Genomic DNA, 20349 nt, shown 5'->3' on the forward strand with positions numbered 1-20349 from the left:
ACAATTTAATTTTTTAATCCGCTAACACTTGAATAAATTACAGTTTCCGAAGCACCGACTACAATTGTTGGAGAACGAAAAATCATCTCTTCGGTTTTAATTTTCCAATCTAGTGTTCCTGTTTCAGCATTTACTGCATACATATTCTTATTCCAATCACCTATGTATACAGTATTTTCGAATACAATGGGTGAAGATGTAGTGTTATTTTCTAAATCTAATCTCCAAATCAGAGATCCATCATTTGCATTTAGACATAACAACTCGCCACTTCCATTCTTTGATACTCCAATATAAACTTTATCATTATAGATAAAAGGAGAGGTTTCTAATGTACCATTATTAGGTTTATACTCCCATATAGTAGATCCATTATTTTGGTTATAGGCATAGAGTGTATTATAGGTGCCTACAATTACGGATTCTTTAAATTGAGTTGGAGAAGGATAATACGTTTCAAATTGATTTGAATGGATTATCCAGTTTTGTAATCCTGTATTTTTATTAAGAGAATAAAAATTACCATGATTATCACCAAAATAGATAGCATCATTAACGATTAACGGATTCGTCTTTATTTGTGAAGAAGCACCTGGATTACTATTATTAACTGTTATTAAAAAGCTCCAATCTGTTAGTCCGGTTAGTTTATTTATAGCGTATAGATGATCATTATTCCTACTACTTACAAATACTTTATCTGCATCTATTGCCAATTGTGCGTAATAATTAAGAAAGCTACGTTCCCATAATTTTCCACCGGAATTCTTATTTACGCAATATAAAGTTGAATTAGGACCAAACGCAAAAACATTAGTGTCGTCTAGAATAATGTTTCTATATTGAATATTATTGCTATTTGTGTTAGGTGTACTTGTCCATTTTATTTCCCCAGAAAGAATATCTATACCATTAATAGCTTCTATTCCAGAATAAATGAGATTATCTGAAATGGTATGGCTTTCTAAAGATGAAGTCTGTGCAGACCACATGGGTTTTAAAGTATATAGGTCTAATGCAATAAGTGAACTAAAACCATCTGTATAAAAAAGTATTTTACTTTTTGGAGCTGAAATTTCAAAATCGATTTCCACAACACCTCCCTTTTTATCAGTACCGATAATTCTTCCTGAATATTCTGAATTATAGTTTAGAATTGAAGTAGCTATAGATTCGGTAGATTCTTTTATCAAAACTGAATTTATGTAAAGTTTGTAAAAGATTTGATCCCCATCTGCATCTTGGGCATCACTCCAATCTATAGTAACATTTTCTCCTTCAAAAGTAATTGCATCAATCTTTATAGATTGGGGTGCCGAATTTGGCGTTGGAGCCGGAGTGTTATCGTCTGATGAACATGACAAACATAAGATAATTAGTAAAACAGCAATATATTTCATTAGTCAAAATTAGAGATATAATTAATAGGGATATTAAAATTAATCAACTTTTAAACTTCCAGATAGCACCAATAGCTTCTCCGCCTTTTCCATCTTTAACGATTATCTTCCAGTAGTTGGTTTGGTTTGGGTTTATATTGATTTCATAACTCGTATTTGTTATGTTTTCATCAAACAAGGCAGGAGGTGTAGTTTCCCCAAAATAAATATCGTAACTAAGGCTGTCATTATCAACATCACTTGATGACCATTCTAATTTTGCCATACTACCTGAAACTTTCGTATCAAGAATAGGAGCGATTAAGCTAGGCGTAAAAGGAACATAATTAATCACCCCATCACCTTCAGTATAAAATTTCCAATTTGGTGAATAGGGGCTAACTTCATTTTGAGTGTCTTTAGACCTTAACCGCCAGTTGAGTTCAATACCCTTCTCTAAAACCAAAATTTTACTAGTACTATTAATTGTTACTCTTTCAATAATGTTGTTAAACCCTGCATCGCTAGCTATTTCAAGTTCATAAGATATAACATCCCCCTCTTTATCAGTTGCCGAATTCCACTTAAACTCAAGTGGATTTTCAGTACAGAGAAGTCCATTTGTCGGATAAGTTTTTACTGGAACCGTTGGTGCTGTATTTAAAGTTTCTGGCTCCACGATTGGACTTGCATCATCAGATTTTTTACAACCAAAAACCAACACAATTATTAAAGTTAGTAGGTATTTTTTCATTGCTTGATTATTTTAAACATCAATGGGCTATGTAACTCAAGTTTTATAAAGTATACTCCAGATGGTTTGTCTGCAATAGATATTTGAACCTTTCCATTTGATATATTATGTTTTTTTGACGATAGCAACCTTTGTTGAGAGTCGAATAATTTGAGCACAACATCAGAAACATTTTTTTCAGCGATAAGAATGTTAACCAAATCCATGGTAGGGTTTGGATAAACTAACAATTCACTACCTGTAACTATATCTTTCTCTAGTACTCCCTCACATTCAAATTTTGAAGAAACCTTTAAGGTATCTCCATAAGATACATCAACATTGAATACTAATGAAGACGTAGTCATAATATCTTTATCGTTTAATGAAACGATGTACGGTGGAGTTCCTGAGTCTATTTCTATTAATTCTGATACTTTATCATTGAAAACCGACGTTGTTGATTTACCAGAAATTTCGGATGCTGATTCAACTATTAGATTAAAACATCTTTGAAAATCAAGCTCTCCTTCGATAGTTATACAAAGATTATACGATCCGGAATATAGATTTTGAATCAAAAGTTTAGATGAAAAAGTATATTCATCTCCATCAATTGTTGCGGTATAATTGAAGGGCTCTTCTGCAAGAATTGATAATTTCCCATTATTTTTACCTACGCATGATACTCCCGTTACTTCAATTGTGAAATTGTCTGAAGGTAATTCAAATAATACCGGACATCCATTGTTATCCACTTCATAAATAGGGAGAGTTTCGGGGCAAATATCGAGGTTATTCATCACGCCATCTACATCATCATCTAGCTGGCTTTGAGAGCACCCATTTTCATCAACAGATTCTCCTAAAGGGGTATTAGGGCAGAGATCAAGATTATTATTTACACCATCTTTATCTTCATCGGTTAAATCACTTTCAGAACATCCATTTGAGTTAACAGCTTCACCCATTGGAGTTTCAGGACATTCATCTAATTCATTCGAAATACCATCCTCATCATCATCAAGTTGGCTTTCTGAGCAACCCTCATCATTTACAGATTCTCCTGAAGGTGTTTCAGTACATTCATCAAAAAGATCTATTACGCCATCCTCATCGTTATCTTCAAGTGTACCTTCTGGACGAATCCTCAAAGGATTTGCGACATATATTTCACTACCACTTTCTGTAGAAGTGCCTTCAAAATATAATTTATTTACGACACTTGTAAAATAAAAAGGCGACCCTGATAGCGGTGAACCATTTGATATATTAAAGTTTAACCCTATAACCTTATCAGGTTGCCCATTAGTTATCCAAATTTGAAAGTCAGAGGAGTATTGTGTGAAAATCAAGTTATCTTTAAAACAGGCCAGGTTATTAACAGAGTTATATTCCCCTTCTTCCTGTCCTACAAGTTTTATAGTTGTTTCTAAAGCACCGCTGGTTCGCCACAGTTCTTTATTTCCAAATCCAAGAGATTCTTGTATGCCAAAATAAACGTAGTCTCCGCATGTAAGAATATTATCAATATCAGGATTATGTATAGGGTGTTCGCTACCTACAAATAATGGAATAGTACCTTCAAGAGTACCATTTGTTTTAAAAATAGACTTACCATACCTTTCATTATTACCATTTGGGTTGTATGGAAAACGTGCAACAAAATATAATTCATCATTTAAAACTGTAGTAAACTGAATATTACTATCTATACCATCTCCAAAAGACATTAAATGATTAGTTCCTTCAGCAGTACCATCTGAAACCCATAAATCATGTGGTCCATAAGAAGTACCTGAAGTTTCAGCTATCATTACTAATTTATTATTGATCACACTTATAGATTCTAACCTATTTAAATTTATTATCTTATTAGTGCCAGATTCTGTACCATTAGTTTTGTAAAGAGCAGATCCTGTTCCGTCAGAAGCTGAAAAATATATATAATCATCGAGCAAAACTAAATTTTGTGGGTAACTTCCATAATGATTATTTACTCCTTTGGCAATATCAGTGACCCGATAGGTACCAGATTCTGTGCCATCGCTAGTCCATAATTCAGAACCATAGATTCCGTCATCAGCAATAAAATATAGTCGATTGTTGATTACTGTTAGGGTTTTAACATTAAGTTCGTTGTACATACTACTACCACTACCAGTATTAATATCTTTTATCATCTTTGTACCTTCCTTGGTGCCATCGCTAATCCATAACTCATAACCATGAACCCCATCATTAGCACTTACTACTAGCTTACCATTGAAATTAATAAATTCTGATTCGTCATCAACACCTTGGCCATCAGGATTAATGGGGAGATAATTTGTGCCCTCAATTGTACCATCGCTCACACAAAGTTCATAATACCCATCATTATTTCCCCTAAAAAAGAGTTGGTCACCAACTTCAGTTAACAAGGAAGGACTAACGCCATATCTATGGTTTACATCAAAAAATAGCTTAGTTCCTTCAGAGGTAACATCTGTTACCCACAATTCATTTCCATTGGCTTTATTGTTTCCGTTAAAAAAAATACGATCTCCATAAGCAAGAAAACCTTGCTCTGAAACGGAGATATTAGTAACTTCAACATCTTCTGAAATAACATTAGTACCATTAGGTGTACCATCACTTTTCCACAATGCACTTTTATAATTTTCATTATATGCAAAGTAAACTGCATGAGTTCCTGCTACATTACCCTCTAAAATTTGTGGAGTTGCGGAATTTAAAAAAATAGTTCCTTGTTCTGTTCCATCAGTTACCCAAAGACCCGATTGTTCTGCTCCATCAGAAGCCGTAAAATAAATCAAATCTCCTACTAAATGTAATATTCCATTATATTGAATTCCAGATCCTGATCCAGGATTGAGGTCTTTAAATAATGAGGTTCCTTCAGTTGTTCCATCTGTCTTCCAAAGTTCATTTCCATTCACTCCATCATTTGCAAAAAATAATAATTTATTATTTACAATAAGTCCATTCATGCTATTACTACTATTATAATTACCAGGATAAATTTCTTTGAACAATTGTGTGCCTTGTGTTGTACCATCGCTTTTCCACAATTCATAACCTGTTACTCCATTATTTGCAAAAAAATAGAAATTCCCATTATAAATAACTTGACCTTCAGAAACTGCACCATAAATGCTGTCTTCTTGAAAATTTTTTAAAAGAACAGTACCCAGTTCTGTTCCGTCTGTAGACCAATAATCATACTTGTTATCATCTGTAATAGCCTTGAAAATTAATTTATTATTAAAAACAAAAAAATCTTTAGGAGAACTATTGGCACTCTCTGAAATATCTTTTAAAACAAATGTCCCAATAGAAGTGCCATCACTTACCCAAAGCTCATTTCCATAAGTTTCACTATATGCTCCAAAATATACTTTTCCATTATACTCAATAATATTATAAATACCTTCAGTACTATAATTTACATTTCGATCTGTCAGCTGAATAGTCCCTTCCCCAGTACCGTCAGACACCCACAATTCTCTATTATCACTGCCATTTTCAGCAACAAAAAAAACTTTCCTTCCAACTGGGGTTAAAGATGTAATATCATCATATGTTCCTGATTCAAAATCTTTTACCAAATATGTATTTTCAATTAAGCCATCAGAAAACCATAATTGATCATCTTCTGAACTAAAGAAAAAACCATTTTCAACCTTTGTGAATTTTTCAGGATATCCATCATTAGAAAATTTTAGTTCTAATAGTGAAGCATCTAATATTTGACTCTGTAAGATTGTTTGAAAAAAAAACAAAAAATAAATCAGAAATGAGATTTTTTTCATAAAACTATTAGTTGGTTGGGTTTTAAAGGCCTTATATTTTGTGGGAAAAATAAGTCTTTTTTTTATTTATTTTGTAAAAAATAAAGTCCATATAGATTAAATGTCAATAAATCAGGTGAACCTACAAACGACTACAAAATAATCGTTTATTTAACCTTCGTCTCTAACAATTTACCTGTTTAATATGTTATCCATTTTGTCATTTCTGTTTTTGTTTATTCCTTATCGGAGAAATTTGGAGATGACCCGTCAGCATCTTTTAATTGCAATTCCGTAATCGATTAAAATTATAGTAAAATACCATTCCACACCCATTACACTCCCCTCCTACCGTCGGGTCTCATAATAAGTGTTTATTCATTGCTAGTTATTTGTTTTTAAAAGGAATTCATGAACCTCGCAAAAGGGCTCGGTTTCATTACCTTTTCAAAGAAGTTTTTTAGAATTAAAATTTAAAAAAAGTGACATTTTAGATTGGCGGCAAGACTGGTGCGGCTGGGAGTGGGTTAAACGGCGAATAGAACTTTTTCAGTTCTGTTTTGCATAACTGTGGCTATAGCGCCTTTAGGTCTATATCGTCAGTATTTATGTGAAAGTTTAATGTGTTGACAAAACGGCTAATTATTAGCGTAAAAAAATTAAGCCAGACTAAAAAATTAGATAGGTTTTTTACGTGTTTTTATAAAAATCTTGATTGAGCTACTATTCATTTACCACATATAAAAAATACATTGTTGTTTTCTATAAGAGTACCCTACATTTAATTTCTTTTCAGCCTTCCTGAGTAGTTTGTATTTATCGCGTATTTCGTCATCATATTCTATGCAATTACTTTCTTTTAACGCTAAAGAATTAAAATAAGCAGCATCCCAATCAAGTCCATTTTTTGCATGCTTTCTTGCAAAACATGTACTAGTAGTATTACTGTCAAAAAACATTCGTTGTTCAACAACTTCTATTACTTTTTCTACACGTATAGATGATGATCCTTTTTCATCTTTTTTATACTCCGTATTAAGGTGAATTGTTTCTTCCGTAGTTAAGGTTTTTATTTTTAGTGTATCATCTATGATAAAATAATCTTCTGAAGTCCAAAGGTTTGCAAGTCCTTGTTTATATAAATGATTAATTAATACAAGCTTGTCTGCCTCATAGTAATAATCAATTCTTCCTGATAATACTTGAGAACACTCATAATGTTTTGTGATATAATGTATTAAGGTGTCTTTCTTTTTTATTCTTTCTTGTAAAACGTCATATTGCTTATTAGCAGCATCAAACGTTTGCTGACTGTATCCGTAGGTTACAACACATAAAAAAAGCATCATAAAATATGCTGGCTTTGTGCTATAATTTTCTGAGAACCTAAAAAAATTTTTAATATCGGATTGTAAATAACCCTGTACTTTTACCATCATATAATTAGAAAGAATGTTTGAGCTGTTTAATAAAAAACCATAATTAAAGGGCTTTTTAATATATTTTATTAACCTTTTCGAAGGTACAAAATTTTAACAAGTAACTATTTACAGAACTTCGTAACCTAGTTTTTTCTATCTTTTTAATGGTATATAATCGTACGTTCAATTAGAATCTACTATTAATTTAAATTGCTATTTATTATAAACTAAAAAGTTGATGAAACTCACGCTTACATCAACTTTTTAATTTTTTTAGCTTTTTAATGAAGAATACTATGCCTCTCCTCTAGCAGGATAATCTGCTTTTAAGATATAGTCGATACCACCTAAAACATCGTTAAAACCAGGTCTACCAAATGGCATAGACTGTATAGATTCCCAATAAACTGTTTGTTCTGGTGTTAACAAAAACAATCCAGGTTCGGTAAAATGTTTAGGCTCGTTCTTAATACCTTCAGAAATGAATAAACCCCATTCTCTGGCTTCTTCTATAGGTAAACCATAACCCAATGGAATATCTGAAATCTCCCATTCGTCATACGTGGCTTTGGCAACTTCGGCTGTGTCCGTACTAATGGCTATTACAGAAACTCCACGTTGTATAAACTTATCTAATTTTTTCTGTAACTCTTCTAACTGCGATTTACATACAGGGCAATGTTTACCCCTGTAAAACAAGATCATGGTAAAATTTTCAGGTGATTGATCACTAAGTTTCCACGTGGTATCATTCACTAATTTAATTTCTAACTCGGGTGCTTTTTGTCTCGGTTTTATCATGCTTTTATTATTATATTTTATTGATGCATAATTTAGTCGTAAAAAGGAGTTATGGTTGACACATATGTTTAAATTATTGCTTCAAACCACTAAAGCTTTAGTATTCAATTTATTGGCTACCAGCGTTTAAAAATATCACTGTAATTTTATTATGCTCCAATGTAAGGTGGTTGAAGTTTTTGTTCTATAAAATATTTGGTTTATCAGAGCCGCGCACTATATAGCCATTCCTCTCCCCTATTTTATACCCAACCGACGCAGGAGGTTCCAGAATCCTTAAAATAATAAACCTACTAGGAACTAAATTTCTCTTAGACCGTTTTTAGTTTCATTTTAAATCTCAGGTAACACCACATCTTTAATTTTAGCAATGGCTTCACTAACTGGTGTTTCAGATTTTCTGAGGTTGATAGCCATATGATTGACTCCCACATTTTCATAGGACTTTAAATATTCGGTAAGATGGTTGATGCCTACCGTACCACCAAATCGTTGTGGGTTAAAAGTTGCATTATCATCTTTAGATAGGTTTAAATGTATGGCAGAAATATAAGGTTTTGCTGCTTGGTCTTCATCATACAAAGCATTACACCAATACTTTCTGTTTTCTAAAGTTTCTGCTACGGGTCTTGGATAATTAAACCAAGCTTGTGCGTTTTTGGCAATCCAATTAATACTTTGTCCGGAATGGCCCGCTACTACAAGCGGAATGTCTTTCTTCGGTTTTGGATACACTTCAATGTCACTACTTAAAAAATCATACTTAGATTTTAAATCGCTATTAGTTTTCCAAGCTTCTTCGATGATATCAAGATTTTGTCTAAAGATTTCAGGTCTTTTTTTATAATCGATATTATACATCGGGAACTCCACTGGTCTGTCTCCCAAACCTAAACCCAATAAAAGCCTGCCATCACTTAAATTTTCTATGGTAGCAGCAGCCTTTGCTAACTTTATAGGTTGTTGTAAGGGCAATACAATGGCAGCCGTACCTAACAAAACATTTTTGGTAGCAGCAGCTAAATACCCCAAGTACGGTAAGGTATCAAACAATTGCGCGCCATCGCCAAAATTAGGATCATACACAGGAACATCTCGCATCCATAAGGCTGCGAAGCCTGCTTCATCAATTTGTTGTGCCAATGCTAAATGGTTGGAGATATCGGGCACGCCAAAGGGTCTGTTATCTTCCAACCGTTTGCGATTTCCTTCGGTTGACCAATCGTTATCTAAAGGAAACTCTATACCCAATGTCATTTTACCTGGTCTATATAGTTTATCAAATTGATTCATAGTGTTATTTGTTTTTGAAATCATCAGGTTTCTGTCAAGACACTTGATGATTTTCAAGATTAGTTATTCCAGATACTATCTGCAGTGTATGGTCCGTTTTCAACTTCCCAAAATTTACCATCTATAAAGCGGTGTCCCTTATCTAAATCCTTAAACAACGCCATATCTTCTTCAGTAAGCGTATGGTTTATCGTCTCTAAATTCTGAAGCAATCGTGCTTCATTTATAGATTTAGGAATTACGGCAATGCCTCGTTGCATCGTATATGCCAATGCGACTTGTGCAGGCGATATATGTTTTGCTTCGGCAATGGTTTGTATCGTATCATTTTCCAACAAACGTAGCGTGCTATTTTTATCTACAAGCGAACCTAATGGTGCATAAGCGGTTAGCAGTATATTGTTTTGTATGCAAAATGATTGTAATGCTTCTTGCTGTAAAAACGGATGCATTTCTACCTGATTCAGCTCTGGTTGATGCACTGCAGTCGCTAATACTTCTTTCAACTGATTCTCATTGAAATTACTCACTCCAATATGTTTTGTAAGACCTTGCTCTAAAGCAGCTTCCATCCCTTTCCAAGTATTGGTTAATGGCACCTCTGAAAGTGGAATAAAATCGGATGCTTTTTCTGGCATTTCGGTTCCTTTTTTAAGAGCTACTGGCCAGTGGATGAGATACAGGTCTAGATACTCTAGTTGTAAATCTTCTAAAGTCTGATTAAGCGCTGGAATCACATTTTCCTCTCCGTGAGAAGCATTCCATAATTTGGAAGTTATCCATAAATCGTTACGCGTAACTAAACCTTGTTTTATGGCTTCAGCAATAGCATTACCTACTTCTTTTTCGTTACCGTATGCCGCAGCACAATCTATATGTCTGTATCCTATTTTAATAGCGGAAAATACCGCATTGTACACTTCATTAGGTTCAGATCTAAAAGTTCCTAAGCCTAAAATTGGCATTTCGTCGTTATTTCTAAATTTTAATGTAGTCATCATTCTGTTATTTATATTTTCTCTTTTCTGAATAAAACTAGGGTCAACAAGAATCCTACAATCACTAGGATACCACCTACCCAAGGAGTGGCTTCAATACCCAAATTTGATTCTACCACCATGCCGCCTACGTAAGCCCCAATCGCGATACCGACGTTAAAAGCTGCGATGTTTAAGGCAGATGCTACATCTTCGGTTCCTGGTAAGTATTTTTCCGCCATTTTTACGACATATAATTGTAATGCCGGTACATTTGAAAACGCTAGGATTCCCATAAAAAACAAGGTTACAATTGCCAAGATTTGATTAGAAGCCGTGAAGTACAACACAAACAATACTATGGCTTGCAACGCAAACATTACTAATAATGCTTTTCCTGGTTTGTTGTTAGAGACTTTACCACCAATGATATTACCGATCGCGATGGCGATACCATAAATTAAAAGAAATATACTAGTCATATCTGAAGAAAAACCGGTTACTTCTTCCAATAGCGGTGTTAAATAAGTAAAAGTGACAAACGTACCACCATACCCAAATGCAGTAATGGCTAACACCAATAAAATAGACGGATTTTTAATCACCTTTAATTGGTCTATAAGACGTAATGGCGCTGATTGTTTGATGTTTTTAGGAACCAAAGCCAAACTAGCTATTGCACCTACTAATCCTAATAAAGCAACACCAATAAAAGTAGCTCTCCACCCAAAATTCTGACCGATATATGTTCCTAAAGGCACACCAGTTACAATAGCCACGGTAAGACCTGCAAACATTATAGAAATGGCAGTTGCCCTTTTATCTTTAGGTACTAAACTGGCTGCAATGGTAGAACCGATAGAGAAAAATACACCGTGCGCAAAACCTGTTACGACTCTTGATAACAGCAATAATTCAAAACTTGGTGCAATGGCTGCTAATCCGTTACCAATTATAAATAACACCATAATCCCCATTAATAACTGTTTTCTAGGAATTTTACCTGTTAAGGCGGTTAATATGGGTGCTCCAATAGCTACACCAATAGCATATAAACTAACTAATAATCCTGCAGAGGTTAATGATGTGCCTAAATCATTTGCAACGGTAGATAGTAGACCTACAATTACAAATTCTGTTGTTCCAATAGCAAATGCACTTATCGTCAATGCCCATAATGCTGCCGGTAATCCCTTCTTTTTAGCTACCGTTGTGTCTTTATTTATCGTTGATGTTTCCATAATTTCTAATCGTTTTTTGTTATTCTTATTTAATGGCAACCGGGTTTATTTGTACTTGCGTAGAGCCTTCATATAAAGGGTGACCTAATACAAACAGGAATTCCCAAGCTTTATCTTTTACCAATTCATCTACAAGAATGTTTTCTAATACTTGTACACCATATTCGGTTGCCATCATTTGATTTACAGGAAAAGAAAGTGCGCTGTTTTCGTGTGGTACAGCTTCAAAAGACCAGTTATCTGCACCTGCTGCTACAATTCCTTTTTTACCTAAGTAATGTGCAGCTTCTGTACCAATACCAGGTCCACCAGCTAAATAGCGTTTATCATCTTTACCCATTAATTTTGTCCATCCTGTATAGAACAATACCACATCACCTTTACGAATTTCAATGCCTTGTTTTTTGGCTACTTTTTCAATGTCTTCTACGGTAAAAACAGTACCTTCTTTTACAATATCTTGATTGTAATAAGAACGCATATCTAATACAACACCTCTAGTAACAATTGGGGGTAATTTTTCTAACCCTAATTTTTTTACACCAGAAACGGTTAAAAAATCTTCTACTTTATGTCCGTTATAATGCACATTGTCTCTACCGTAATGTGCCAATCCGTTTATTTGAGACCCAACACCTGTCCAACCAATTAATTGGTCATCTACGTACGTGAATTTGTTAGAACCTGCAGCAGCAGTTTCTGGTTGTAAGGTTTCAATATGAAAGTATCTGTGACGGAAAGCTGCGGTTTCTGCATTTACCACCATTCCTAGGCGGTATACTTTTCCTTTTTTCACCAATTTTACGGCATCTAAAACCGTTTCTTCATTCAAAAGGTTTAGTGCGCCAATTTCATCGTCTGCACCATAAGGTGACGTTGGTACTTGTTGTGCGTTTGTAGTTAAAGCAGTAAAAAGTGTAGCTGCTAATGCCACTGTTTTTAATGTATTTACTATTGTATTCATTTTTATATGTTTTTTAATTTCTGATACAAATTTCCGATTAAAGCAAGGGGTGTGCGAGGAGGTACATCACCATTTTAAAGTGATGTATGTCACATTTAATATTGCGCATACATCACCCCTTTTTTTAGAGATACTTACTCTTCAATCTTCATTTTCAACACCAAGTAAGGCGGTTTACTGGCATCTTTTCCTTCATTCAATAAAGGAAGGTTATGAAGCTGGTTTGCTACGATATACAAGTAGTCTCCGTGTATGGCAACACCATCGGGCCAAGACAGGTCTTTTTTAGATTGCGCAATGGTTTTCATTCCAGCAGGCGTACTTTCTACAATGGCTGAATTTTCAACATCGGTGACATATACTTTTCCGTTTGCACCCACTTTAAATCCGTCAGATTTTGGTTTGTTGGCATAAAACTCGATGTGCTTATTCAGGTCGCTATCTTGCTTACTTTCATCTTCTAATACGGCAGCCGAAATGCGGTAAATTTTGGTATTCCCCATTGCACCATAGTAGATGTAGTTGTTTTCGTCATCAATAGAAATTGGGTTTAAAGGATATCTTGGTTGAATAGTAGTACCGTCTTTTCTTTGGTGGGATACTAATCTACCGTGAATTTTTACTGGTTCATCAGCAGGCAAAAATGATGCATCCCCTTCCAGAACTCGTCTTATATAACCTGTTTCTAAGTTAATCACCACAAAAGCTGGTGCAATTGGCGGATTTAACGCATCGGTCATATCTGCAATTACAGCAGTGTTGTTTTTAACATCGATTACAAAATCCTGTAAAAAAGGTTTTGTTGATAATACCGTATTTGGAATAGGAAAAACCTTTGTTACACTACCGGTTATCAAATCAAAACCCACCAATTTTGGAACCTGATTTTGTTTTACATTACCCATATCCAACACCCAAAGGATTCCGTTAGCATCGGCTTGAATTCCGATGGTTGAATTGATTCCTTTTATGCTTCCGTTTTGTGGTTTTACAATCCATTCTTTATCACCAAACGGAATAGCTTCTCCATTAGGCAAAATTTCTTTCACCATATATTTTGAAGCACTTAGGGCACTCATTGTTACAAATATTCTTCCGTCGTTAGAGACGGTTATATTTCCTGGTCGTGATTCTGGAAATGTGGCTATCGTTTCTAATTGTGCTTGTGCTGATAGTGTAAAATTCATTACAAGTGCGAACAAGACTGTTTTTATAATTGTTATAGTTTTCATCGTTATTGTTTTTAAAATTGAATTGATTTAATTAGTTGCCTAAGAATTTCTTTTGGGTTGATGGGTCTACCCAAATAACATCGCTTGGGTCTCTGGCTATGGCGTCAAAAACAAGTACGTCTAATGGGCCTTCTAAAATTTTTCCGTTTCCATGTGCTGTGCCTTTACCCCAAAACAGTAAGTCGCCTTTTCCTGCAACAACAGGACCTTTATCGGCTACATAAAATTCTGCTTTGCCATTTAAAATGTAGAGGTAGGCATCAGATTTTGCGTGGTAGTGCATAGGTACTTCGTCATACAACCTAAAGATTCTAACCCCTGCGTGTTCACGGTCTATTAGTCTGATGTCTTTAATAATTCCGTCATGATTTTTTGGGAGTAGCGTAACGTATTCATCAATATTGATAATACCGTAAGAGTTACCCATCAACGGTCTTTTGTTTTCTTGCGCATAAGTATTAAAACCTATGGCAATTACTGTAAATAATAGAAAAAGTGTTCTTGTAGTTTTCATCGTACATTGTATTTAATTGTTCGATACAAAATTCTATGAAAACCAAGGGGTGTGCGAGGACCTACATCACGGATTTTTTGTGATGTATATCAATCTTGAAAAGTGATGTAGGTCACTCTTAACTACTAAAACGACTTAAAGTTTCTCTGGATACGCCTAAATAAGAAGCGATTAATTTTTTAGGAACGCGTTGTATTAATTTTGGAAGTTTGTTCAATAGGTACTCATACCTACTCTCTGCGGTCATCGTAAGCAAAGACAAGATTCTTTGCTGTAAATTTATGTAACCGTGGTTGGATTTAATTCTGAAAAAATTGGCAACGGCAGGTACTTCAAAACATATCTTTTCTCTGTTTTCCAAAGACAAACAGAAAAACTCGGAATCTTCAAGACAATCTACAAAAATGGTTCCAGGCTCTTGATGCTGAAAAGCACAATGATCGCTCACCCAATAGTTTTCCATGGCAAATTGAAGAATGTGTTCTTTGCCTTTTTCATCTATAGAATACGCTTTTACCAAACCATTAATAATCCAATATTCAAAAGCTACGGGTTGCCCCACTTGAATTAAAAATTGATGCTTTTTCAAACTTTTATATTCAAAGTGTGCTATTATAAACTTCCACTCATCATCGGTTAAAGAAACAATTTCTTCAAAATGCTGTCTTAATAAATGAAGTTTTTCTTCCATAAAGTAAAAATACTTTTCTTTAATTAATACGCAAATAAAAATAGTAACGCTTTTAAATGATAAGGGTATAAATAGTTTTTGATATTCTAATAATCAATAAGAGTTTAAAGTATTTTGATTAGTCCGGTAATTAAATTTTCATTCCACATAAATTCCACTTCTCTCCTACCTAGCACTTTTTTGTGCTATTTTATAGGGTTGCAGATCTATTTTCGGAGGAAAAAACAACTGTAGGCAAAGTTACGTTCGCGTGCAGAATCTATAGTGATATTCTGCTCTACTAACATTTTTTTATACCCGTTTTTGTTTTCAAATGTTGAAAGTACGATTTTGTTTACTGGACTTAAACCATAGAACAACTCCATCACATACATTTTAGCAACTCGGTATGGCGTTCCCGGAAGACTATCATCTGTTAAATCTAGGCCCATTTCTTCCGTGATCATTTTAAAATGATGCCGAATGTTGGTACTCTTTTCCTCATCTGACTTTACAAAGGCATCTGCACGCAAAGGAGCACTAATACTACTAGAAAAATGAGTATCACGAATATTAACTATTTTGATTTTTATTATTCATTAACACAACACTTATCCGCGTTACATTTACAGTGTTTTCTATTATACAAGTGCAGCGTCACCAAAGCAATTGCGGGCAAGAAAATGGCCGCTTCTGGTAAGACTATGAGTTCTAGCTTCTCATTTAATAATATTGCAGCCAATGCCAACCAACTTAACCAAAGCATTGATACTAGCCACTTAATGGTTGTGGTTTTTGCCGTCCATTGAATAGCGATAAATGAAATAGCTAAGAAGAAATAGTCCATAAATTTCCACCAGGTTAGAGGAGATTCTGTAAAGGCAGTGGAACCTGCTTGAGCTAGAAATAAAAACGGAGTGGCTACACAATGAAGAAGACACAACGTACTCGCTAAAGTTCCTAAAATATCCGATTTTTGTTTTACTACTATCATTCTAAAATCACGTTAATACAACTGGGTTGCAAATGTAGCCATAAAACTTGTTATTGCAACAGGGTTGCAGTATATTTGTTTTATGGGAGTGATCAGAAAAACAAAAGCTGTAGAGGTATTATTGAACGAATTTAATACCCGTGCGGTGGCAATTTCCGCGAAAACACTTATTGATCAACTACGCACGACGTTTAATAAAACCACTATTTATCGCGTATTGGATAAATTAGAAGATGATGGTGTTCTACATTCTTTTTTAGGGAAAGACGGGTTAAAGTGGTATGCCAAATGCCATGGGTGTACAGCCACGGAGCATCAGGATCTGCATCCTCATTTTCAATGCCTTAATTGTGGTAAAGTTGAATGTTTAGCCGTAAGTGTAACACTACCAAAAATACCAAACAGAAAAATAGAGGTGTCCCAATTATTAATTCAAGGAAGGTGCGAAACGTGTTTTGTGTAGCACTTATTTAATAGGTAACCAAAAAATAACAAGCACCCTTTAATTTCTCAAAATTTTCATCTTACAGTATGCCTTAAAAATGTTTTTTCTATTTTAATTCCGCACCACCTTATTTTATTATTTATTTTTGAAGCTCCACATGAGAAATGTAAAGCAAACTATCGCCGTATTTTATATTGCCTTGATACTTTTATTCAAGGTGGCTGGCTTGCATGCACTTTCACATCAATCTGATGACTCGGATCTTCAACATTGTGAAGTCTGTCATATTACCACAGCATTTAGTTTTATTCCGTTACTGCAAACAACAGATCCTGTTTTAGCAAAGACCGAGTATTTATTTGTCGCACAAAAAACGAATGCGAATAGTTCTTTGGTTACCTTCAGTAATCAGTATTTATCTAGTTACCTCTATACACGGCCTCCCCCACCACTTTCTTAGTCCATTTTTTTTTAGCTCTCATAATATGTATGGGATAGGTATATTTTGTTTAGACTTAAGGACGCAATGATATGCCTTTGTTTCGATGTATTTGAATTCGAAATAGTTAGATACGCGATGGCTACTAGCCCTCTTTTGAGGGAACTCTTCCACATAATTAAACATCGTATTCCTGTTAAATCAGAAATACGCTCGTATTTACATAATTTATTTTCAGTATTAATTCATAGTATACATATGTTAAAAGCAATAAACATAACAAAATCATACCAAGGGAAAGTGGCCTTAAAAGATGTTTCTTTTGAAGTCCAGAAAGGTGAAATATTTTGTCTACTTGGTCAGAATGGAGCAGGAAAAACCACCACAATCAATATCTTTTTAGGTTTTATAAAAAAAGATGGTGGGCAAGCCTTTGTGGGTGAAAAAGAAATAGGCAAGGATGACACAAATAAAGCCATCGCTTACATTCCAGAAACCGTACAACTGTACGAAAATTTAAGCGGTATTGAAAACCTGAACTTCTTTAGCCGATTGGCCGGTTTTAATTATGCTACTTCTGAATTAGAAGCTTTTCTTACCAAAACGGGTTTACAAGAAGATGCACAGCATAACCGACTATCCTCATACTCCAAAGGCATGCGTCAGAAAGTAGGCATTGCCATAGCACTTGCCAAGAATGCAGAAGTCATTTTCATGGACGAACCTACTTCGGGTTTAGACCCAAAAGCAACCGCTGAATTCACTAAAATCTGTAAAGAGCTAGCCCAAATGGGCAAAGTAATCTTCATGGCAACCCATGATATTTTTAATGCTGTAGAGTTAGGAACCACTATAGGTATTATGAAAGAAGGTGTATTAGCACAGCAGCTCAAAGCTAGCGAAATCAACGCAAATGAACTTAATCAACTTTACCTAGAAACTATTTAGAACAGATGAACAACTATATAAAAATTATAGCAACACTATTGCTGAGTAATATAACATTCGCTCAATATTCAGTAACCGGTAAAATTACCGATAATGAAGGGGAACCTATATTTGGAGCCACCATTTCCTATGCTAAAAAAAATACATCTAAAATGGGTGGCACCATCACTCAAGATGACGGAACCTTTAGTTTTGAACTAACGGAAACTGGCAGCTATCAAATTGAAGTTAGCTACATTGGGATGAAAAAAATTAATGTTCAACAGTCCTTTAATCAATTGAAAAATTATGATTTAGGAGCTTTAAAATTACATGAAAATGTAGAACAATTGCAATCTGTAGAAGTTACCGGTAGACTTAGAACAGACTACAATAGTGACTATTCATTCTCCGCAACTAAGGTGGCTATAAAAAACAAAGAATTACCACAAGCTATTACTAGCGTTACCAAAGAATTGATAGCTGACCGACTTGCTTTTCAATTGCCAGATGCTGTCAAAACAGTAAGTAATGTGACGGTTACGGGCTTATACAATCACTACAACATTCGTGGCATTACTCAGGCAGATGATGGGCAAATGTTAAATGGAATGCGTACACGTCAATACTATTTTTTACTACCAATCACCTCTCATTTAGAGCGAGTAGAAGTTATTAAAGGTCCGTCTTCCGTCACCTTTTCCAGTGCCGACCCAGGAGGTACCGTAAATATGGTAACCAAAAAACCATTGACCGAAAAAAGAAGCTCTGTTGGTTTTACAACCGGTAGTTTTGGAACCTTAAGAGCAACAGCAGATTTCACAGGACCCTTAAATGATTCTAAAACCTTATTATATCGTTTCAATGCCGCATTTCAAGAAGCAGATTCGTTTAGAGATGTTGTAAAGAATAATGCTATTTTAATTTCTCCATCTTTTAGCTATATCCCAAACAAAAACACATCAGTTAATGTGGAAATGATTTATAACGATGCTGTTGGAAATTTAGATAGAGGTCAACCAATTTTTGGCGCTATAAATGGGGAGTACGATTTAAATAGTACACCTATTACCATGAATGTAGGTGCATCAAGCGATCATTATAAAACGAAAGAGGTCATATTTATGGCTAATCTTAATCATAAGTTTACTGAGAATTTGGGCTTCAATGCCCAGTTCATGAAACAAACCTGGGACGAAGATTTAGCGGAGCATAGAGTTGATGGTACTGCGGTTGATATTGATGGTACTGTGATTACAACGCTTGCAAGATTACGTTACGATGAGCGACAACAATTTTGGGAGACCGATAATTTTAGCACCTACTTTACTTATGATATTAAAAAAGGGAATGTTACCAATAAATTATTAGTGGGGTATGATGCTACACGATGGGAAAGAAAAATTGGAGCTGGCTTTCTCCGTGCAAGAAGATATTTAACGGTAAACGGTGGCCAGTCTAACTATGACGCAAGTAATCCTGATAATTTTCAACAAATGGTTGTAGACGGTGTTACTATGCCCGTACCAGCTGTTCCTCATTTTAATTTAGAAGACCCATTTAATGGAGCTAGAAATACAGCTAGTTATAACTTAGCTCAGTTATCTATACCAGCAAATTTAAATACTTCCAATGGTTTCTATATTCAGAACCAATTTAAGGTGGGTAAATTCTCTGCATTAGTGAACTTAAGGTACGAGTCGTTCAAAGATATTTTTGATTATAAGGGAGATGAGCAAGAGTTTAAGAACACTGCTATTGTTCCAAGATTTGGGTTAACCTATGAAGTAACCAGTAGTATTAGTGCTTATGCCACCTATTTAGAAGGGTTTCAACCACATACCAATACCGTATCATTATCACCAACTGCTGAAGGTTTCTTTTGGTCAACATCACCAAGTAGGTTTGATCCTTTAGAAAGTAGCTTAACAGAAGTTGGTGCAAAAGGAGAATTTATGAACGGTAAAATATTTGCTAACCTTGCTATTTTTACTATTACGCAAAAGAATATTTTATTGGGTGATACCTATGATTTAGACAATCTAACTACTCGAGGAGAACAAAGGAGTAGCGGTTTTGAAATGGATATTTCTGGTTATGTTACTCCTAACTTTAATCTTACGGCGTCTTACGGTTTTGCCGATGCCGAAATTGTAGAAGATGCTATTGAAGAATTTATTGGCGAGCCTATTGGAGGAGCACCCAAACATACCGCAAATTTTTGGGGTCGTTATGATTTTGTAAATGAAAATTTAAATGGCATCGGAATCGGTTTTGGAGCGCAATATGTAGATGAAAGATTTACTTGGTATAACCCCACTTATGATACGGATAGATTGTTATTACCGTCTTATGCGGTTTTTGATGCTGCCATTTACTTCAAACCAAATAACACAGGCATTCAATTGACGCTGAAATTGAATAATTTATTTGATAAAACGTATTGGTTAGGTGGTCTTAACCCTTCCAGGTTAGGCCCAGGTGCACCACGAAACGTATTATTAAATGCAACCTATAATTTTTAA

The 20349-nt window shown here is 34.8% G+C and carries 18 protein-coding genes; 4 read left to right on the forward strand and 14 right to left on the reverse strand.

What is annotated here, in order from left to right; genetic code table 11:
* Positions 1–5: 5 nt before the first annotated feature.
* The 14 genes from M666_RS15765 to M666_RS15830 all read right to left on the reverse strand — a co-directional run bounded on the left by M666_RS15765 (position 6) and on the right by M666_RS15830 (position 16013).
* Positions 6–1400 carry a BamB-related PQQ repeat family beta-propellar protein gene (locus M666_RS15765; protein WP_029446620.1) on the reverse strand — a complete coding sequence of 465 codons (1395 nt, stop codon included), beginning with the start codon at positions 1398–1400 and terminating at the stop codon, positions 6–8.
* Between the two features lie 43 nt (positions 1401–1443).
* Positions 1444–2133, reverse strand: coding sequence for a hypothetical protein (locus M666_RS15770; RefSeq protein WP_029446621.1), 690 nt, complete (start codon positions 2131–2133; stop codon positions 1444–1446).
* Positions 2130–5927 carry a thrombospondin type 3 repeat-containing protein gene (locus M666_RS15775; protein ID WP_029446622.1) on the reverse strand — a complete coding sequence of 1266 codons (3798 nt, stop codon included), beginning with the start codon at positions 5925–5927 and terminating at the stop codon, positions 2130–2132. The genes M666_RS15770 and M666_RS15775 overlap by 4 nt, the downstream gene beginning before the upstream one ends.
* A 710-nt stretch (positions 5928–6637) precedes the next feature.
* A complete protein-coding gene (locus tag M666_RS15780; protein WP_151198075.1) occupies positions 6638–7255 on the reverse strand; it encodes a hypothetical protein in 618 nt (205 codons plus the stop codon).
* 366 nt (positions 7256–7621) lie between these two features.
* Entirely contained in the window at positions 7622–8128 is a 507-nt protein-coding gene (locus tag M666_RS15785) for a peroxiredoxin-like family protein (protein ID WP_029446624.1), read from the reverse strand.
* A gap of 333 nt (positions 8129–8461) precedes the next feature.
* Positions 8462–9421 carry a TIGR03571 family LLM class oxidoreductase gene (locus M666_RS15790; RefSeq protein WP_029446625.1) on the reverse strand — a complete coding sequence of 320 codons (960 nt, stop codon included), beginning with the start codon at positions 9419–9421 and terminating at the stop codon, positions 8462–8464.
* A 59-nt stretch (positions 9422–9480) separates the two neighbouring features.
* The gene (locus tag M666_RS15795; RefSeq protein ID WP_316932426.1) at positions 9481–10422 is read right to left on the reverse strand and encodes an aldo/keto reductase; all 942 of its coding nucleotides are present in this window, start codon (positions 10420–10422) and stop codon (positions 9481–9483) included.
* 8 nt (positions 10423–10430) lie between these two features.
* The gene (locus tag M666_RS15800) at positions 10431–11639 is read right to left on the reverse strand and encodes an MFS transporter (RefSeq protein WP_029446627.1); all 1209 of its coding nucleotides are present in this window, start codon (positions 11637–11639) and stop codon (positions 10431–10433) included.
* Between the two features lie 25 nt (positions 11640–11664).
* Complete coding sequence (locus M666_RS15805; protein ID WP_082007918.1) at positions 11665–12603, reverse strand: cyclase family protein; 939 nt, start codon at positions 12601–12603, stop codon at positions 11665–11667.
* A 134-nt stretch (positions 12604–12737) separates the two neighbouring features.
* Entirely contained in the window at positions 12738–13835 is a 1098-nt protein-coding gene (locus tag M666_RS15810; RefSeq protein WP_029446629.1) for an L-dopachrome tautomerase-related protein, read from the reverse strand.
* A 31-nt stretch (positions 13836–13866) separates the two neighbouring features.
* Positions 13867–14349 carry a cupin domain-containing protein gene (locus M666_RS15815; RefSeq protein ID WP_029446630.1) on the reverse strand — a complete coding sequence of 161 codons (483 nt, stop codon included), beginning with the start codon at positions 14347–14349 and terminating at the stop codon, positions 13867–13869.
* A 118-nt stretch (positions 14350–14467) separates the two neighbouring features.
* Positions 14468–15040, reverse strand: a complete 573-nt coding sequence (locus tag M666_RS15820; RefSeq protein ID WP_029446631.1) for a Crp/Fnr family transcriptional regulator — start codon at positions 15038–15040, stop codon at positions 14468–14470.
* A gap of 206 nt (positions 15041–15246) precedes the next feature.
* Positions 15247–15552 (reverse strand): GTP cyclohydrolase I, encoded by a 306-nt coding sequence (locus tag M666_RS15825; protein WP_316932427.1) that lies wholly within the window; start codon positions 15550–15552, stop codon positions 15247–15249.
* 59 nt (positions 15553–15611) lie between these two features.
* The gene (locus M666_RS15830; RefSeq protein ID WP_029446633.1) at positions 15612–16013 is read right to left on the reverse strand and encodes a MerC domain-containing protein; all 402 of its coding nucleotides are present in this window, start codon (positions 16011–16013) and stop codon (positions 15612–15614) included.
* An 82-nt stretch (positions 16014–16095) separates the two neighbouring features.
* Here M666_RS15830 and M666_RS15835 point away from each other — a divergent pair, with 82 nt between their 5' ends.
* From M666_RS15835 to M666_RS15850, 4 genes are all read left to right on the forward strand, one after another.
* The gene (locus M666_RS15835) at positions 16096–16476 is read left to right on the forward strand and encodes a Fur family transcriptional regulator (protein ID WP_029446634.1); all 381 of its coding nucleotides are present in this window, start codon (positions 16096–16098) and stop codon (positions 16474–16476) included.
* Between the two features lie 139 nt (positions 16477–16615).
* Complete coding sequence (locus M666_RS15840; protein WP_029446635.1) at positions 16616–16918, forward strand: hypothetical protein; 303 nt, start codon at positions 16616–16618, stop codon at positions 16916–16918.
* 237 nt (positions 16919–17155) lie between these two features.
* A complete protein-coding gene (locus tag M666_RS15845; protein WP_029446636.1) occupies positions 17156–17845 on the forward strand; it encodes an ABC transporter ATP-binding protein in 690 nt (229 codons plus the stop codon).
* Positions 17846–17850: 5 nt separating this feature from the next.
* Complete coding sequence (locus M666_RS15850) at positions 17851–20349, forward strand: TonB-dependent siderophore receptor (protein WP_029446637.1); 2499 nt, start codon at positions 17851–17853, stop codon at positions 20347–20349.

This window comes from Cellulophaga baltica 18 (assembly GCF_000468615.2).
Classification (GTDB): domain Bacteria; phylum Bacteroidota; class Bacteroidia; order Flavobacteriales; family Flavobacteriaceae; genus Cellulophaga; species Cellulophaga baltica.

What these genes read in the sequence shown, in the direction of transcription:
- M666_RS15770 (WP_029446621.1), bottom strand. Translation starts at nt 2,133, where the DNA reads ATGAAAAAATACCTACTAACTTTAATAATTGTGTTGGTTTTTGGTTGT.
- M666_RS15840 (WP_029446635.1), top strand. Translation starts at nt 16,616, where the DNA reads ATGAGAAATGTAAAGCAAACTATCGCCGTATTTTATATTGCCTTGATA.
- M666_RS15780 (WP_151198075.1), bottom strand. Translation starts at nt 7,255, where the DNA reads ATGATGCTTTTTTTATGTGTTGTAACCTACGGATACAGTCAGCAAACG.
- M666_RS15785 (WP_029446624.1), bottom strand. Translation starts at nt 8,128, where the DNA reads ATGATAAAACCGAGACAAAAAGCACCCGAGTTAGAAATTAAATTAGTG.
- M666_RS15805 (WP_082007918.1), bottom strand. Translation starts at nt 12,603, where the DNA reads ATGAATACAATAGTAAATACATTAAAAACAGTGGCATTAGCAGCTACA.
- M666_RS15815 (WP_029446630.1), bottom strand. Translation starts at nt 14,349, where the DNA reads ATGAAAACTACAAGAACACTTTTTCTATTATTTACAGTAATTGCCATA.
- M666_RS15810 (WP_029446629.1), bottom strand. Translation starts at nt 13,835, where the DNA reads ATGAAAACTATAACAATTATAAAAACAGTCTTGTTCGCACTTGTAATG.
- M666_RS15790 (WP_029446625.1), bottom strand. Translation starts at nt 9,421, where the DNA reads ATGAATCAATTTGATAAACTATATAGACCAGGTAAAATGACATTGGGT.
- M666_RS15820 (WP_029446631.1), bottom strand. Translation starts at nt 15,040, where the DNA reads ATGGAAGAAAAACTTCATTTATTAAGACAGCATTTTGAAGAAATTGTT.
- M666_RS15800 (WP_029446627.1), bottom strand. Translation starts at nt 11,639, where the DNA reads ATGGAAACATCAACGATAAATAAAGACACAACGGTAGCTAAAAAGAAG.
- M666_RS15765 (WP_029446620.1), bottom strand. Translation starts at nt 1,400, where the DNA reads ATGAAATATATTGCTGTTTTACTAATTATCTTATGTTTGTCATGTTCA.
- M666_RS15795 (WP_316932426.1), bottom strand. Translation starts at nt 10,422, where the DNA reads ATGATGACTACATTAAAATTTAGAAATAACGACGAAATGCCAATTTTA.
- M666_RS15775 (WP_029446622.1), bottom strand. Translation starts at nt 5,927, where the DNA reads ATGAAAAAAATCTCATTTCTGATTTATTTTTTGTTTTTTTTTCAAACA.
- M666_RS15835 (WP_029446634.1), top strand. Translation starts at nt 16,096, where the DNA reads ATGGGAGTGATCAGAAAAACAAAAGCTGTAGAGGTATTATTGAACGAA.
- M666_RS15845 (WP_029446636.1), top strand. Translation starts at nt 17,156, where the DNA reads ATGTTAAAAGCAATAAACATAACAAAATCATACCAAGGGAAAGTGGCC.
- M666_RS15830 (WP_029446633.1), bottom strand. Translation starts at nt 16,013, where the DNA reads ATGATAGTAGTAAAACAAAAATCGGATATTTTAGGAACTTTAGCGAGT.
- M666_RS15850 (WP_029446637.1), top strand. Translation starts at nt 17,851, where the DNA reads ATGAACAACTATATAAAAATTATAGCAACACTATTGCTGAGTAATATA.